This window comes from Aquabacterium sp. A3 (genome assembly GCF_038069945.1).
Classification (GTDB): Bacteria; Pseudomonadota; Gammaproteobacteria; order Burkholderiales; family Burkholderiaceae_C; genus Aquabacterium.
The window spans coordinates 260,259-274,912 of sequence record NZ_JBBPEV010000004.1 but is presented as its reverse complement, the minus strand read 5'-3'; the positions used below and the strand labels follow the sequence as shown (position 1 = coordinate 274,912).

Genomic DNA, 14,654 nt, shown 5'->3' with positions numbered 1-14,654 from the left:
TGACGGGAACTCTTGAGGCGAATTGGCGTCATCCTGTCACGAAAATTGATCCACAATCAACGGCATCTGCCACCCTGGCGCGATTCCTGCCTGGGGTGGCTTTTCAAATTCACCGGTGTTTTGCGCGTCTGAGTGGCTGCCAACCGTCCTGGGTGGCAGACGGCAGCGTGGCCTGCAGTTGTTCATGTTCAATAACCGAAACTACAACCGAACGTTCTTCAACGCGCCCCAATCGGTGACCTCTTTCGTGGCGGCTTTTCTCGAGCCCGCCATCACGGTGGTGACGCTGTTGTTGGCCATGGCCTTTTTTGAAGAGCCCATGTCCCGGGCGCCGATGGCGCTGTGCCTGCTGGTCTTCGCCTTGACCTTCCCGGGACGCAACCGCTTCACGGTGTCTCGGCTGGAGGCCGGGATCGACATCGTCGGTTCCTGGGTGTCGATGCTGGCCATCTTGTGGCTGTGCGGCTACGCCACCAACAGCCTCATGTTCTTCAACGCCGACGTCATGCTGGCCTGGGCGGTGGTCACGCCGCTGATTCAGTGGCTGGCGGTGTGGGTGGGCAAGGCCATCCTCAAGCAGCGTGCCTCGCTGCCCGGGGCTCGCCGTCGCGCCATCGTCGTGGGGGCAGGGCCTCTGGGCGGCAAGGTGGCGCGTGCGCTGCAAAGTCACCCCGACCAGGGCACCGAGTTCGTCGGCTACTTCGATGACCGCACCGACAGCCGCGTGCTGCCCGAGGCCGTCAGCATGCGGCTTGGTGGCCTGCGCGACGTGGCCAATCATGTGTATGCCCATGGCATCCATGAGGTTTACATCACGCTGCCCCTGGGCTCTCAGCCCCGCATCGTGGAACTGATGGAGGCCGTGCAGGGCACCACCGCATCGCTGTACTTTGTGCCCGATGTGTTCGGCATCAGCATCATCCAGGGGCGATTGCAGGACATGAACGGCGTGCCCGTGGTCGGCATCTGCGAGACGCCCTTCACCGGCACCAACGCCCTGGTCAAGCGCCTGTCGGATGTCATCCTGGCCTGCATCATCCTGGTGCTGATCTCGCCCCTGTTGCTGGCCGTGGCCATCGGGGTGAAGATGTCCTCGCCGGGGCCCATCATCTTCAAGCAGCGACGCAACGGCCTGGATGGTGAGGAAATCATCGTCTACAAGTTCAGATCGATGCGCACGCAGGACAACGGCCCCGTGGTCAAACAGGCCACCAAGGGCGACCCCCGCATCACCCCATTCGGTGCGTTCATCCGCAAAACCTCGCTGGACGAGCTGCCTCAGTTCATCAACGTGCTGCAAGGCCGCATGAGCATCGTCGGGCCACGCCCGCACGCGGTGGCGCACAACGAAGAGTATCGGCGCCTGATCAAGGCCTACATGGTGCGCCACAAGGTCAAGCCCGGCATCACGGGCTGGGCGCAGGTCAATGGCCACCGTGGGGAAACCGACACCCTGGACAAGATGCAGGCTCGTGTTGAATACGATCTGGAATACCTGCGCAACTGGACGCTCGGCCTGGACCTTCAGATCATCGTGCGCACGGTGCGCCTGATGGTCTTTGACCGCAACGCCTATTGAGACCCTGCCTGTCAGCAGAGGAGATGAACATGCCCCAACCATTGCCCACGGACGAGCGCTCCGTGATGCCCCGTGTTTGCAGCCTGGCGGTCGTGGCCGCGGCCGTGTGTGCCCTGGTCAGCCCTGTGGCGCACGCCCAGGAAGATGACCTGCCTTTGTTCCTGACCGTCAGCCAGAGCTTCACCAGAGACAGCAACCTGCTGAAGGTGACGGACAACGAAGAAGCAGACACGCTGTCCACCACCGCGGTGCGCGCTGGCTTGAACAAGGCCTATGGCCGCCAGAACTACCGCCTGGACGTCACGGCCAGCCGCAACAACTACTCGAAGTTCGATCAGTTCAATTACAACGGTCTGGTCAGCAGTGGTGAGTTCGTGACCGATATTGGCTCGAACTTCAGGTTGACGGCGAATGCTGACGTGTCTGAAACACTGCCCAAGTTTGAAGACAGCACAGTGAACCGCACCGGACGAAACACGCTTACCACCAAGCGAGCCGCGCTTGACTTGCGCTACGGTTTGTACGGGCGCATGTCCGTAAATGCGGGGTTTACGCGTTCAGACGTGGATTACCGGCTGACCGAGTTCGATAACCGCGAATCGGACACATGGCAGGTCGGGGTCAGGTACCAGCCGCACGAGCTGATGTACTACGGGCTGAATTACGCTCAAACCAACTCCGATTTGCCTGACCGCAGTTTGCCTGAGGAAGTCAAGCGCCGTAATTTGAGCCTGGTGGCCAACTGGCGCGTGACCGGGTTCAGTTTGCTGAGCGGGAGTGTGGGTTACTCCCGAGAACGCTACAAAGAAGAACCGGCACGGGACTTTAACGGTGTGACGGGCTCTGCCGCCTGGACGTTCACGCCTGCCGGCAAGGTGACCTACAGGCTGAACTGGCGGCGTGAGACCAACAATGAAGGTGGCTCGTCTGCAACGGGGTCGCTGTTTGGAATTCCGTTCACGGTTGACCGAAGCGCCAACAGGGTCACCAATCAGTACTCTGCCTCGGCAACGTGGCAGGCGACGTCCAAGATCGCAGCCACGGCCCAGGTGACGCATGTGCGTTATGACGAGGAACTGGAAACCACCAGCACCTCCGTTGGGCAAGAGGTGACGTCATCCAACAACCAGGCAGGGCGACTCAATGTTTTTGTGTTGGGGGTCGATTACCAGCCCATGCGCAGCCTTGCGCTGGGTTGCGATCTTCAGCGCTATGACCGCACGGAGTCGGTGTTCTCGCGCGCTTACAGCGGCCGCATGGTGTCTTGCTCACTCGGCTTCACCCTCGATTGATTCGTGCACGCCCGATGGCCACACCTGATTGCATCCTCCTGACCGGCGCGGCCGGCTACATCGCGTCGCACACCTGGCTGGCCCTGCAAGACGCTGGCTACACGGTGGTGGGGGTGGACAGCTTTGTCAACAGCTCGCCCGTGGTGCTGGACCGGTTGCGCGAGATTGGTGGCCAGCCCATTCATTTCGTACAGGGCGATGTGCGTGACCCTGCTGTGCTGGACCGCTGTTTTGAACTGGGGCAGACCGTCGGGGGCATCAAGGCCGTGGTGCACTTTGCGGCCTTGAAGGCCGTGGGTGAGTCGGTCGAGCGCCCGCTGGATTACTTCGAGAACAACCTGGGCAGCCTGCTGGCCGTGAGCCAAGCCATGCAGCGTCATGGTGTGTTTGACCTGGTGTTCAGTTCATCGGCCACGGTCTATGGCGAACCCGAGCGTTTGCCCATCACCGAAGACGCGCCTCTGAGGGCCACCAACCCCTACGGCCAGACCAAGCTGGTGGGTGAAGAGCTACTGCGCAGCCTGGTGGCGTGCGATGCCCGCTGGCATGTGGCGTGTCTGCGCTACTTCAATCCAGTCGGTGCGCACCCCAGTGGCCGCATTGGCGAAGACCCGCGCGGCATCCCCAACAACCTGATGCCCTATGTGGCCCAGGTGGCGGTGGGCAAGCGGCCGCACCTCAACGTGTTTGGCAACGATTACGACACGCCGGATGGCACGGGCGTGCGCGACTACATCCACGTGTGCGATCTGGCCGAAGGCCATGTGGCGGCGGTGCGCTACCTGGGTGAGCAGCAGCGCTCGGTGACGGTGAACCTGGGCACCGGCCAGGGCTACAGCGTGGTGCAGCTGGCGCAGGCGTATGGCCGCGCCGCGGGGCGTGAGATCCCGCTGGTGTTTGCCCCCCGGCGCACTGGCGACGTGGCGGCCTGCTATGCCGACCCTGCCCTGGCACAGCGCCTGCTGGGCTGGAGCGCCCGCCGCGGGCTGGATGACATGTGTGTGGATTCCTGGCGCTGGCAATCCACCAATCCGGGTGGGTTTGAGGGCTGATGCCATTTGTTAAGGTTTGAACCATGAAATACGACATCCTTCCCGTGATCATGGCCGGCGGCTCAGGGACCCGCCTGTGGCCCCTGTCTCGTGCGCTGTACCCCAAGCAGTTTCTGGTCTTGCAAGACGACAACCAGAGCCTGTTCCAGCAAGCCCACCTGCGTCTGCAGGCCCTGGGCGCCGACGACATCACGGTGCTCAAGCCCTGCGTGGTGGGCAATGAAGAACACCGCTTCCTGGTGCTGGACCAGTTGCGCGAGTTGAAGGGCGAGCCCTCGTCGCTGCTGCTGGAGCCCGCTGGGCGCAACACCGCCCCGGCTGTCACGCTGGCGGCCCTGCAGGCCACGGCCGATGGCAGTGACCCCATCCTGGTCGTCACCCCGGCCGACCAGACGGTCACCAACCCCCAGGCCTACACGGCCGCGCTGCAGTCGGCCATCCGCGCCGCAGCCAATGGCGACATCGTCATCCTGGGCATCACGCCCGACAAGCCCGAAACCGGCTTTGGCTACATCCGCACCAGCGGGGCCGATGCCCAGGGCGTGCGCAACGTGGCCGCTTTTGTCGAAAAGCCCAACCTGGAGACCGCCAAAGCCTACCTGGCCGACGGTGGCTACTTCTGGAACAGCGGCATGTTCGTCATGAAGGCCTCGCGCTGGCTGGCCGCGCTGGCGCACTTCCGCCCCGACATTGCCGAGGCCACGACAAAGTCCTTCGAGGTGCGCAGCACCGACGCACAGTTTGTGCGCCCAGGCAAAGAAGAGTTCAAGGCCGTGCCGTCTGAATCGGTGGACTACGCCGTGATGGAGCAATGCCCTGCCCAGCCCAACAGCGGCTTTGTGGTGCGCATGGTGCCGCTGGACGCCGGCTGGTCGGACCTGGGCGCCTGGGATGCCGTGTGGCAGGTCAGCCCGCACGATGCCCAAGGCAACGCCGCCCATGGCGACGTGCTGATGCAAGACAGCAAAGACACCCTGGTGCATGCCACCAGCCGCCTGGTGGCGGCCGTGGGCCTGGACAACGTGGTGGTGGTGGAGACGCCGGATGCCGTGTTGGTGGCCGACCGCAGCAAGAGCCAGGATGTGAAGAAGATCGTGGCCAAGCTGGAAGGCGCCTCGCGCACCGAAGGCACGCTGCACCGCCGCGTGCACCGCCCCTGGGGCTGGTACGACTCGATCGACATGGGCCCGCGCTTCCAGGTCAAGCGCATCATGGTCAAGCCCAAGGCCTCTTTGAGTCTGCAGATGCACCACCACCGTGCCGAACACTGGATCGTGGTCAGCGGCACGGCCGAGGTCACCGTGGGCGACAAGGTGGTGCTGCTGTCCGAGAACCAGTCCACCTACATCCCGCTGGGCACGGTGCACCGGCTGATCAACCCCGGGGCCATCCCGCTGGAGATCATCGAGGTGCAATCGGGCAGCTACCTGGGCGAAGACGACATCGTGCGCTTCCAGGACAACTACGGGCGTTCGGCCTGAGATCAGCCTGACATCAGTGCCGTGAGCAGGTCGAGGGGTTGGTCGGCGATGACGTCGGCGCCCCAGGCCTCGACCTCACCGTTGTGCCCGATGTAGCCCCAGCCGGCGGCTGCACTGGGCATGCCGGCCGCCTGCGCCGCCTGGATGTCGCGCAGGTCGTCGCCCACGTACAGCACGCTGCCTGGTGGCACCCCCAGCTCAGACGCTGCGGTCAGCAAGGGCAGGGGATGGGGCTTGGCGTGGGCGGTGGTGTCGCCGCTGATGGTGGTGCCTGAGCGATGCGTCAGGCCCAGGCCCTGCATCACCGGCACGGTGAAGCGGTGTGGCTTGTTGGTGACCACGCCCCACCGCAGCCCCCGAGCTTCCAAGGCCTCCAGCAGGCGGTCCATGCCGTCAAAAAGACGGGTGGTTTCGCTCAGGCAGGCCGTGTAGTGCGCCAGAAAGCGTGTGCGCAGCGACTCGAATTCTGCATGCTCCGGGCCGATGCCCAGCCCCACACCGATCAGGCCCCGCGCACCGGCCGATGCGTAGGCACGCAACTGTGCCAGGGGCAGTGGGGGCAGGCCTTGGTCGGCCCGCAGGCGGTTCAGGGCGCCGCCCAGGTCGCCGGCCGTGTCGGCCAGGGTGCCGTCCAGGTCGAACAACACGGCGGTGGGCGCTTGCGCCCAGTCGATCTTGCCTGTCAGTGCCATCTCAGGCCTGCAGCGGCTTGCGACAGGCCACCAGGTAGTTCACGCTGGTGTCGCCTGACAGCCAGTATCGGCCTGTCAAGGGGTTGTATTCCATGCCCTTGAACTGGTTCAGGTCCAGGTGCGCTTCGCGGATCCAGCGGGCCAGTTCGGCGGGACGGATGAAACGGCCGTATTCATGCGTGCCCTTGGGCAGCAGCTTGAGCACGTACTCGGCGCCCACGATGGCAAACAAGAAGGACTTGGGGTTGCGGTTGATGGTGGAGAAAAACACCCAACCACCCGGTTTGACCAGGTTGGCGCAGGCCTGCACCACCGACGACGGATCGGGCACGTGCTCCATCATCTCCATGCAGGTGACCACGTCGAATTGCCCGGCTTGCTCTGCAGCAAGTTCTTCGACCGCCACGCTGCGGTAATCCAGGTTGGCCACGCCGGCCTCCATGGCGTGCAGCTGGGCCACCTTCAAGGGCTTGTCGGCCAGGTCGATGCCAAGCACGTTCGCACCACGGCGGGCCATGGATTCGGCCAGGATGCCGCCGCCGCAGCCCACGTCCACCACGCGCTTGCCCTTGACGTTGGCCAACTGGTCAATCCAGTCCAGGCGCAAAGGATTGATCTGGTGCAGGGGCTTGAATTCGCTTTCCGGGTCCCACCATTTGTGGGCCAGGTCGCTGAATTTGGCGAGTTCTTGGGGGTCGACGTTGGTGGCGGTGCTCATGCCTGTAATGCTACCGCCATTCAGATGCTGCATCCCGAGGCTGTTTGGCGGCAAGCGGGGTGTTCACGCCTCGTCTTCGGCCTCGCGCAGTTGCTTGAGGCGGCGGTACAGGGTGTTGCGGCTGATGCCCAGCCGCCGTGCCGCCTGCGACATGTTGCCCTGGCTGGCCCGAATCGCCCGCTCGATGGCGGTGTGCGACAGGCGCTTCAGGTTGGTTTCGGGCTGCACGTCGTCCGTGGGCTGCAAGGCCAGGGTCTGGCGGGGAGCGGCCACCTCGGACACCAGAGGCACGTCGTCATCCCGATAGGGCTTGGAGAACACGTCGTCCCAGAGGTCTTCGCCGAAGTGCTCCCAGTGCAGCAAGTTTTCGTGCGGTGACAAGAGCGCACACGCGGTGCGCAACACGGCGTGCAACTGCCTCAGGTTGCCTGGCCAGGGGTGCTGCATCAGTGCCTCGACCACCTCATCGGCCATGTCCGGAATGCGCCCATGCTTCATGTCATGGCCCAGCGTGTGCAACATGTCCGAGATCAATGGGATGAGGTCATCACGCTCGCGCAGCGCGGGCATTTGCACGGTCAGGCCAGCGATGCGCCAGTACAGGTCTTCGCGGAAGCGCCCTTGGGCCACGGCTTCTTTGAGTTGGTGGTGGGTGGCGCACACCAGCACAAAATCGACTGCAATCGGGTGGGTGCCACCCACCGGCACCACAGCCTTGTCTTGCAGCACGCGCAACAGGCGGGCCTGGAGCGACAGCGGCATGTCGCCGATCTCGTCCAGAAACAGCGTGCCCCCATCGGCCATGCGAATCTGGCCAGGCGAGCCTTCCCGGCGCGCCCCGGTGAAGGCACCGCCCACGTAGCCGAACAACTCGGATTCGATCAGCCCTTCGGGCAGTGCGGCACAGTTCACGGCCACAAACGGTTTGTCTTGGCGAGGGCCTTGTTTGTGGAGCGTGCGCGCAAAGACCTCTTTGCCGGTGCCTGACTCGCCCTGGATCAGCAGGGGAATGCCCTGGGCCTGCACCTTCAATGCACGTTGGGTGGACAGGTGAACCCTGGCGTCCACCCCATGGCTGCGACGCACCAGGGTGCGCAGTGGCACGCTGGCATTCGGGTTGGCGCGAGGCTTGGGCGCGGCCCCCGAGGCCCACACACGCCGGCGGCGTTCGGGCTCGTCACGCACAAACAGCGTGTCGCCGCGCATGGTCGTGATGCGGGTGGCCTGGCCATTGCCAGGCAGGTTCTGCAGCCGCACGGCGTGGGGCCCCAGCACGCGGTCCAGCGTGATCGATCCGATCTGGGTGTTGGTCAGGCCCAGCCAATCCTGGGCAATGGCGTTGGCGCCCATGATCCAGCCGTCTTCTGACAGCGCGATGAGTCCTTCGCCAACGGCACCGAGGCCTTCGGCGCGGGGGTGCAGTCGCAGCAGCAGGTCTCGGGTGTGGCGGGCGTGGAAGAGCTTGTCTTCGATCATGCGGCTGGCTGAACGAACCAGCGCGCTGGTGTGCGGGTGGTAGCCGCGCTGGTCTCCGGAGATGTCGATCACGCCGCACAGGCGTCCGTCTGGCGCCCGCACAGGGGCGGCCGAGCAGGTCAGAAAGCCATTGCGCTCCAGGTAGTGCTCGGCGCCATGCACAACCACCGGCTGCCCTTCGACCAAGGCGGTGCCGATGGCGTTGGTGCCGCGCAGTTCTTCTTTCCACAGGGCGCCAGGGCGCAGAGACACCCGTTCGGCGCGGCTGAGAAACTCGGGGTCGCCCAGGCTGTGCAGCAGCAGGCCCTGTGCATTGGCCAAGACCACCATGCTGCCGGAATCCCGCATCTGGTCAAACACGAACTCCATGACGGGCCGGGCGTGGTCCAGGAATTCGGACTCTTGCTCGACCGCCGCCTTCAGCGTGCTGGCATTGACCAGTGGCGGGCCGCTGATCAGCTCCATCGGTGACAGCCCGGCCTGGCGACTGCGCTGCCATGAGCGCGCCACGACCTCGCTGACCAGTTCGGGCGACACGTCGCCCGACTCCAGCAGGCGTTGGCGCGCTTCAACGAGGCGGTCCTGGGAGAGGGAGGGGCGCAGGTGCATGGGTGTGTCACGAGATGGAACAGCTTGAGTATGCGCGCCCATCCCCCCTGTGGCACTCGGGTTCCCCCTGTGTCAGTCTGGCGCACCGTCACTTTTTGGCGCGCTGTTTGACACAGCGCATGTCACGGCCAGTGGGCCGGGTTCCCTGGGACAAGGCCAGTCAGCTCCGGGGCAACCCGGATGGCACAGCTTGTGCGCAAGAAGGTCAGCCCATCTCGGGTGAGACCGCCGCCCAACACCGTGCGCGACGTTCCCGATCGTCAAGGACTTTTCCACAGGAGACTTTCATGCGCTACCCTCATCCCGGCCAGGCCGGTGCTCCGCTGAGCTTCAAGGCCCGTTATGACAATTTCATCAATGGGCAGTTCCAGCCGCCCGTCGGTGGGCAGTATTTCGAGGTGATCACGCCCATCAGCGGCAAGGTGTTCACGCAGGCCGCCCGGTCTACCGAAGCGGACATCGAACTGGCCCTGGACGCCGCCCACGCCGCCAAGGACAAGTGGGCGGCCACCTCGCCCACCGAGCGCTCCAACATCCTGCTCAAGATCGCCGACCGCATCGAGCAAAACGCCGAGAAGCTGGCGTATGCCGAAACGGTGGACAACGGCAAGCCCATCCGCGAAACGCTCAACGCCGACATTCCGCTGTCGGCCGATCACTTCCGCTACTTCGCCGGCTGCCTGCGTGCGCAGGAAGGCGCACTGAGCGAGATCGATAGCAACACCATCGCCTATCACTTCCACGAGCCCTTGGGCGTGGTGGGCCAGATCATTCCCTGGAACTTTCCCATCCTGATGGCCGCCTGGAAACTGGCCCCCGCCCTGGGTGCGGGCAACTGCGTGGTGCTCAAGCCCGCCGAGTCGACGCCCGTGTCGATCCTCGTGCTGGCCGAACTGATCGCCGACCTGCTGCCCCCCGGTGTGCTCAACATCGTCAACGGCTACGGGCGCGAGGCGGGCATGCCGCTGGCCACCAGCAAGCGCATCGCCAAGATCGCCTTCACCGGCTCGACCGCCACGGGCAAGATCATCGGGCAGGCTGCGGCCGCCAACCTGATCCCGGCCACGCTGGAGCTGGGTGGCAAGAGCCCCAACATCTTCTTTGACGACGTGATGGCCCAGGACGATGCCTTTCTGGACAAGGCCATCGAGGGCATGGTGCTGTTTGCCTTCAACCAGGGGGAGGTGTGTACCTGCCCCAGCCGCGCCCTGATTCAGGAATCGATGTACGACCGATTCATCGAGCGTGCTGTGAAGCGTGTGGCGGCCATCAAGCAGGGCTGCCCGCTGGACACGGACACCATGATGGGCGCGCAGGCCTCGTCCATGCAGATGGACAAGATCATGTCCTACATGGCGCTGGGCAAGGAAGAGGGTGCCCAGGTGCTGATCGGCGGCGACCGGGCCCAACTGGGCGGCGAGCTGGCCGATGGCTACTACATCCAGCCCACGCTGTTCAAGGGCCACAACGGCATGCGCATCTTCCGTGAAGAGATTTTTGGCCCGGTGCTGGCCGTGACCACCTTCAAGGACGAGGCCGAGGCCCTGCAGATCGCCAACGACACGCCCTATGGCCTGGGCGCGGGCGTGTGGACCCGCGACATCAGCCGTGCGTACCGCTTTGGCCGGGGCATCCAGGCCGGGCGCGTGTGGACCAACTGCTACCACCACTACCCGGCGCACGCCACCTTCGGTGGCTACAAGGAGTCGGGCATCGGGCGCGAGACCCACAAGATGATGCTGGACCACTACCAGCAGACCAAGAACATCCTGGTCAGCTACGACCCCAACAAGCTGGGCTTCTTCTGATCCTGGTTTTTGCCGAGTGACTTGCCTGACCCGGGCGAGTGCTCTGGCCGGGGCCACAAGCCCCGCTTTGTATCGCGGTGATCTCCGCTCGCGCCGGTCGGTGTTCCTTGTGGCACCGACCGGCTTTTTCGTGCTTCGGGATAATCGCCCCAAAGGAGTAGTGCCATGAACCTGACGGTATACGGAATCCCCAACTGCACCACGGTGAAAAAGGCTCGCGCCTGGCTGGACGCGCGTGGGCTGGCTTACCAGTTTCACGACTACAAGAAGATGGGCGTGCCGGCCGACCGTCTGCCCCAGTGGGTGGACGCCCTGGGGTGGGAAAAGTTGATCAACCGCCAGGGAACCACCTGGCGCAAGCTGGATCCAGCCATTCAGGCGGGCGTTGTCGATGCCACCACGGCCCAGGCCTTGATGCAGGACCACCCCAGTGTGATCAAGCGTCCGCTGCTGGAGCGCGATGGCGTGCCGCTGGCGATCGGTTTTGACGAGCCTGCGTGGCTGGCTGTCGTGAGTGAATGAACCAAGCCTGAATTGGCCGCAATGCCCGCAGCGACCCTCAAACGGGGTGAATGTGCGACGGCGTTCGGGAAAATGCCTGCGGATTCCTCCGGAGGGGCTGCCTACCATCAGACCATGAAACTCAACAAGTTCCTCTCCTTGCGTCAGGCTGCGCTGGCGTTGGTGGCGTCCGCAGGCCTGTGGTCGTGCGCGCAGGCGGCCGAGCCCGCCAAGGTGTGCGTGTTCGACCCCATCGGCACCAGTGGTGACGTGCACCGCGCGCTGGAAGACTACCGCTTGCAGATGGCCAAAGCGGGCTATTCGCTGGTGGTGCGCACCTATGTGGATGAAAACGTGGCCGTGGAGGACTTTCGCACCAACCAGTGCGATGCCCTGATGGCCACGGGCATCCGCACCCGCCATTTCGTGCCGGTGTCGGCGGCGCTCGATTCGCCTGGCGCCTCCAGCATCCTGCGCAATGGCCGCATTGACATGGATGCCAGCTTCGACGTGGTGCGCAAGTTCATTGGCATCCTCAGTTCGCCGAAAGCCGCTTCCATGGTCAAGGTGAACCAGTACGAGGTGGCGGGCATCATTCCGCTGGGCGCAGCCTATGCGTTCGTGAACGACAAGCAGTTGAAGACCTTGCAAGCCGCCGCAGGCAAGCGGGTGGCCGCGCTGGACCATGACCGCTCGCAGGCCGAGTTGATCATGCGTGCGGGCGCGCGTCCGGTGGCGGCCAACATCACCAACTTCGCCACGATGTTCAACAACGGCAGCGTGGACGTGATCATCGCCCCGGCCATCATTTACCGGCCATTCGAGTTGCAAAAGGGCATTGGAACGAAGGGCGGCGTGGCGCGCTTTCCGATCACCATCCTGAGCTACCAGATGATCATTCGCTCTTCGGCCTTTCCCGAGGGGTTCGGGCAGGTTTCCCGCTCTCACTTTGCCAAGAACGTGGAAGAGGCGATTCGCATCGCGCGCAAGGCCGATCTGGACATCCCGCCCAAGCTGTGGCTGGACCCCACCCAGGAAGAAAACGACCAGTACATGGTGCTGATGCGTCAAGGGCGCGTGCTCATGGCCAACAAGGGCCTGTTCGACAAGACGGGCTTGAAGATTCTCAAGCGGATTCGATGCAGTGTGGAGCCCGCTTCGGCCGAATGCAGCGAGCGCACCGAGGAGTGGAAATGATGGTGGCACGACGCTCAGGACGCGGGGCCCGCACGGGTGCCTGGTGCATGGCTGTGTGCATGTTGGCGGCCATGCCCGCCGCGTGGGCCCAGGCCGGCACTCAGTCGGCGCTGCGCGCCGTCAGGATGTGTGTGTTCGACCCCTCGGGCACGGCGGGAGACGCCTGGCGGGCCGCCACCGATCACCGGCTGGAAATGCAGCAGCATGGCGTGGACCTTCAGGCCCAGCCCTACACCAACGAACGGGTGGCTGTCGAAGACTATCGCACGGGACGCTGCGATGCCTTGATGGCCACGGCCCTGCGCACGCGGGCATTCAACGGCATGGCCGCCGCGCTGGATTCCATGGGGGCGGCCACCGTGGTGCGTGGCGACAAGGTGGACCTCAATGCCAGCTTCGAGGTGGTGCGGCGGTTTGTCGAGGTGCTCAGCGAGCCCAAGGCGGCCGAACTGATGAGCTCTGGCGAGCACGAGGTGGGTGGGATCCTGCCGATGGGCGCCGCGTACGCCTTCAGCCGCGACCGCAGCCTGAACGTGCTGGGGGGTCTGCAAGGGCGCAAGGTGGCCACGCTGGAGCACGACCAGGCTCAGGCCGAATGGGTGCGCCGCCTCGGGGGCACCCCCGTGTCCGCTGATTCGCTGAACTTTGGCGCCATGTTCAACAATGCCCATGTGGACGTGCTGATCGCCCCCACCATCGCCTACAAACCGCTGGAGTTGCAGCGCGGCCTGGGCACCCAAGGGGGCGTCAGCCGCTTTCCGCTGACCATCTACACCTACCAGTTGGTGCTGCGCAAGGCGGCGGTGCCCGCTGGGTTTGCCCAACTCTCACGCAGCTACATGGCCCAGAACTTTGACCTGGCGATCGCCTCCTTGCGCCTGGCAGACCGTGGTGTGCCGGCCAGCTACTGGGTGGACGTGCCGCCGGCGTCCGTGCAACCCGCCGTGGGCTTGTTGCGCGAGGTGCGCAAGACGCTGGTGGAGCAGGGCGTTTACGACGCCAAAGGCTTGCGTCTGGCCAAGCGCTTGCGCTGTGAGCAGGCCCCCACGGCGGCCGAGTGCGCCAGCAACGACCCCTGGTGATCAAGCCAGCAGCTCAAACCAGTAGCTCGAATGGGCTGCCGGCAACCACCTGTCCGTTGATTTGCAACTCCAGGCGGTGCCGCCCGGGGTAGAGCGTGCGCGTGGTGACGGGCCGAAACGACAGCTTTTTGCGCCAAGGCCAGGTGCCGCCGGCCTCCAGGGTGATTTGTTGGCCCTTGAACACCTTGGGCGCCAGGCTGCCATCGGCCTTGCGGTAGTGCACGCGCAGATCGATCTCCAGTGCCTGGGGCTGAGCGGTGGTCGAGGCCAGCGTCACTGACAAGCCCAGCACACCGCCCACGTGCACCTGCATGATGTCGAGTGCCAGCGTGGCCTGCCCATGGAATGGCTGTCCCAGGCCCCAGGCCGCCATCACCCCTGGATGCCCCTGTTTGATGAGTGTTCGGCAGGCGTGGCGCAGCAGCCGCTGGCGAGTCTTGGGCGCCTCGGGCAAATGGGTCTTCAACCAGTGCAGCAGCAGCTGCGGGTGGTCTTTGGCGATGTCGTTGAGGTGATTGGCCACGCTGCGGCGCACGTACTCGCTGGGGTCGTCTTGCAGCAACGACAGCAGGGGCAGCATGGGCGTCGGGTCGGCCACCAAGGACTGAAGGCGCAGCCCCCAGGGCAGCCGGGGCCGGCTGCCTTCGCTGACCAGCCGACGCACGTGCGCGCTGGGGTCGTGCACCCAGGTGTGCAGCGTGCGCAAGGTCAGCTCAGGGTGATGCACCCAAAAGGGCCGGATGGCAAATTCGGCCGTGAAGCGCTGCGTGAGCGCATGCAGCGCACGCAAGGCCCTGTCCGGGTGGGCCAGGCCGTGGGTGGCGATGTACTCGCCCAGGCCCCACAGGGGCCAGCCGGCCAGCCCCGTCTCGTCGGTTCGCAGCGTGCCCAGCTCTTGATCGGGGTCGTGATCATGGCGTGGCGCGCCGATGCGCTTGAGGCTGGCCTCCAGCACGTCGGCCGCCGCATGAAAGTCGCTGGGCAGGGTGGTGCCCAGCGCCTGGGCCAGTTGTTGGGCGCGGGCTTTGAACGCCAGCCCACCCAAGCCCTGCAGGGCCTGGTCTTCAAAGTGCTGGCGAGGAAATGCGGGCCACACCCGCTGCAGGTGGTGCCCCACCTGGCGCATGACCTCGGCGTTGATCAGTTCCTTGAAGGCCTCGGCCATGG

Annotated in this window: 12 protein-coding genes; 8 read left to right on the top strand and 4 right to left on the bottom strand. The window is 64.7% G+C overall.

Annotation, left to right across the window (positions count from 1 at the left end; genetic code table 11):
• Window positions 1-184: 184 nt before the first annotated feature.
• The 4 genes from WNB94_RS14350 to WNB94_RS14335 all read left to right on the top strand — a co-directional run bounded on the left by WNB94_RS14350 (window position 185) and on the right by WNB94_RS14335 (window position 5,404).
• Window positions 185-1,579 (top strand): undecaprenyl-phosphate glucose phosphotransferase, encoded by a 1,395-nt coding sequence (locus tag WNB94_RS14350; protein ID WP_341391090.1) that lies wholly within the window; start codon window positions 185-187, stop codon window positions 1,577-1,579.
• 125 nt (window positions 1,580-1,704) lie between these two features.
• The gene (locus WNB94_RS14345; protein WP_341391089.1) at window positions 1,705-2,871 is read left to right on the top strand and encodes a TonB-dependent receptor; all 1,167 of its coding nucleotides are present in this window, start codon (window positions 1,705-1,707) and stop codon (window positions 2,869-2,871) included.
• A 14-nt stretch (window positions 2,872-2,885) separates the two neighbouring features.
• The gene (gene galE, locus WNB94_RS14340) at window positions 2,886-3,923 is read left to right on the top strand and encodes a UDP-glucose 4-epimerase GalE (protein ID WP_341391088.1); all 1,038 of its coding nucleotides are present in this window, start codon (window positions 2,886-2,888) and stop codon (window positions 3,921-3,923) included.
• A 23-nt stretch (window positions 3,924-3,946) separates the two neighbouring features.
• A complete protein-coding gene (locus WNB94_RS14335) occupies window positions 3,947-5,404 on the top strand; it encodes a mannose-1-phosphate guanylyltransferase/mannose-6-phosphate isomerase (RefSeq protein ID WP_341391087.1) in 1,458 nt (485 codons plus the stop codon).
• 2 nt (window positions 5,405-5,406) lie between these two features.
• Here the strand turns inward: WNB94_RS14335 and gph are convergent, their stop codons facing one another.
• From gph to WNB94_RS14320, 3 genes are all read right to left on the bottom strand, one after another.
• The gene (gph, locus tag WNB94_RS14330; protein WP_341391086.1) at window positions 5,407-6,096 is read right to left on the bottom strand and encodes a phosphoglycolate phosphatase; all 690 of its coding nucleotides are present in this window, start codon (window positions 6,094-6,096) and stop codon (window positions 5,407-5,409) included.
• Window position 6,097: 1 nt separating this feature from the next.
• Window positions 6,098-6,814 (bottom strand): bifunctional 2-polyprenyl-6-hydroxyphenol methylase/3-demethylubiquinol 3-O-methyltransferase UbiG, encoded by a 717-nt coding sequence (gene ubiG, locus WNB94_RS14325; RefSeq protein ID WP_341391085.1) that lies wholly within the window; start codon window positions 6,812-6,814, stop codon window positions 6,098-6,100.
• A 63-nt stretch (window positions 6,815-6,877) separates the two neighbouring features.
• Window positions 6,878-8,899, bottom strand: coding sequence for a sigma-54-dependent Fis family transcriptional regulator (locus tag WNB94_RS14320; RefSeq protein ID WP_341391084.1), 2,022 nt, complete (start codon window positions 8,897-8,899; stop codon window positions 6,878-6,880).
• A gap of 287 nt (window positions 8,900-9,186) precedes the next feature.
• Here WNB94_RS14320 and exaC point away from each other — a divergent pair, with 287 nt between their 5' ends.
• From exaC to WNB94_RS14300, 4 genes are all read left to right on the top strand, one after another.
• Entirely contained in the window at window positions 9,187-10,707 is a 1,521-nt protein-coding gene (exaC, locus tag WNB94_RS14315) for an acetaldehyde dehydrogenase ExaC (RefSeq protein ID WP_341391083.1), read from the top strand.
• Between the two features lie 165 nt (window positions 10,708-10,872).
• On the top strand, window positions 10,873-11,229 hold the full coding sequence (locus WNB94_RS14310; RefSeq protein WP_341391082.1) for an ArsC family reductase: 357 nt from the start codon (window positions 10,873-10,875) through the stop codon (window positions 11,227-11,229).
• Between the two features lie 114 nt (window positions 11,230-11,343).
• On the top strand, window positions 11,344-12,405 hold the full coding sequence (locus WNB94_RS14305; RefSeq protein WP_341391081.1) for a putative solute-binding protein: 1,062 nt from the start codon (window positions 11,344-11,346) through the stop codon (window positions 12,403-12,405).
• Window positions 12,406-12,476: 71 nt separating this feature from the next.
• A complete protein-coding gene (locus WNB94_RS14300) occupies window positions 12,477-13,487 on the top strand; it encodes a putative solute-binding protein (protein ID WP_341391080.1) in 1,011 nt (336 codons plus the stop codon).
• A gap of 13 nt (window positions 13,488-13,500) precedes the next feature.
• Here the strand turns inward: WNB94_RS14300 and WNB94_RS14295 are convergent, their stop codons facing one another.
• Entirely contained in the window at window positions 13,501-14,652 is a 1,152-nt protein-coding gene (locus tag WNB94_RS14295) for a DNA alkylation repair protein (protein ID WP_341391079.1), read from the bottom strand.
• Between the last annotated feature and the right edge of the window lie 2 nt (window positions 14,653-14,654).

Excerpts from the sequence above, each read along its gene's own strand:
- WNB94_RS14350 (WP_341391090.1), top strand. The coding sequence starts at position 185 with ATGTTCAATAACCGAAACTACAACCGAACGTTCTTCAACGCGCCCCAA.
- galE (WP_341391088.1), top strand. The coding sequence starts at position 2,886 with ATGGCCACACCTGATTGCATCCTCCTGACCGGCGCGGCCGGCTACATC.
- WNB94_RS14335 (WP_341391087.1), top strand. The coding sequence starts at position 3,947 with ATGAAATACGACATCCTTCCCGTGATCATGGCCGGCGGCTCAGGGACC.
- gph (WP_341391086.1), bottom strand. The coding sequence starts at position 6,096 with ATGGCACTGACAGGCAAGATCGACTGGGCGCAAGCGCCCACCGCCGTG.
- ubiG (WP_341391085.1), bottom strand. The coding sequence starts at position 6,814 with ATGAGCACCGCCACCAACGTCGACCCCCAAGAACTCGCCAAATTCAGC.
- WNB94_RS14320 (WP_341391084.1), bottom strand. The coding sequence starts at position 8,899 with ATGCACCTGCGCCCCTCCCTCTCCCAGGACCGCCTCGTTGAAGCGCGC.
- exaC (WP_341391083.1), top strand. The coding sequence starts at position 9,187 with ATGCGCTACCCTCATCCCGGCCAGGCCGGTGCTCCGCTGAGCTTCAAG.
- WNB94_RS14310 (WP_341391082.1), top strand. The coding sequence starts at position 10,873 with ATGAACCTGACGGTATACGGAATCCCCAACTGCACCACGGTGAAAAAG.
- WNB94_RS14305 (WP_341391081.1), top strand. The coding sequence starts at position 11,344 with ATGAAACTCAACAAGTTCCTCTCCTTGCGTCAGGCTGCGCTGGCGTTG.
- WNB94_RS14300 (WP_341391080.1), top strand. The coding sequence starts at position 12,477 with ATGCCCGCCGCGTGGGCCCAGGCCGGCACTCAGTCGGCGCTGCGCGCC.
- WNB94_RS14295 (WP_341391079.1), bottom strand. The coding sequence starts at position 14,652 with ATGGCCGAGGCCTTCAAGGAACTGATCAACGCCGAGGTCATGCGCCAG.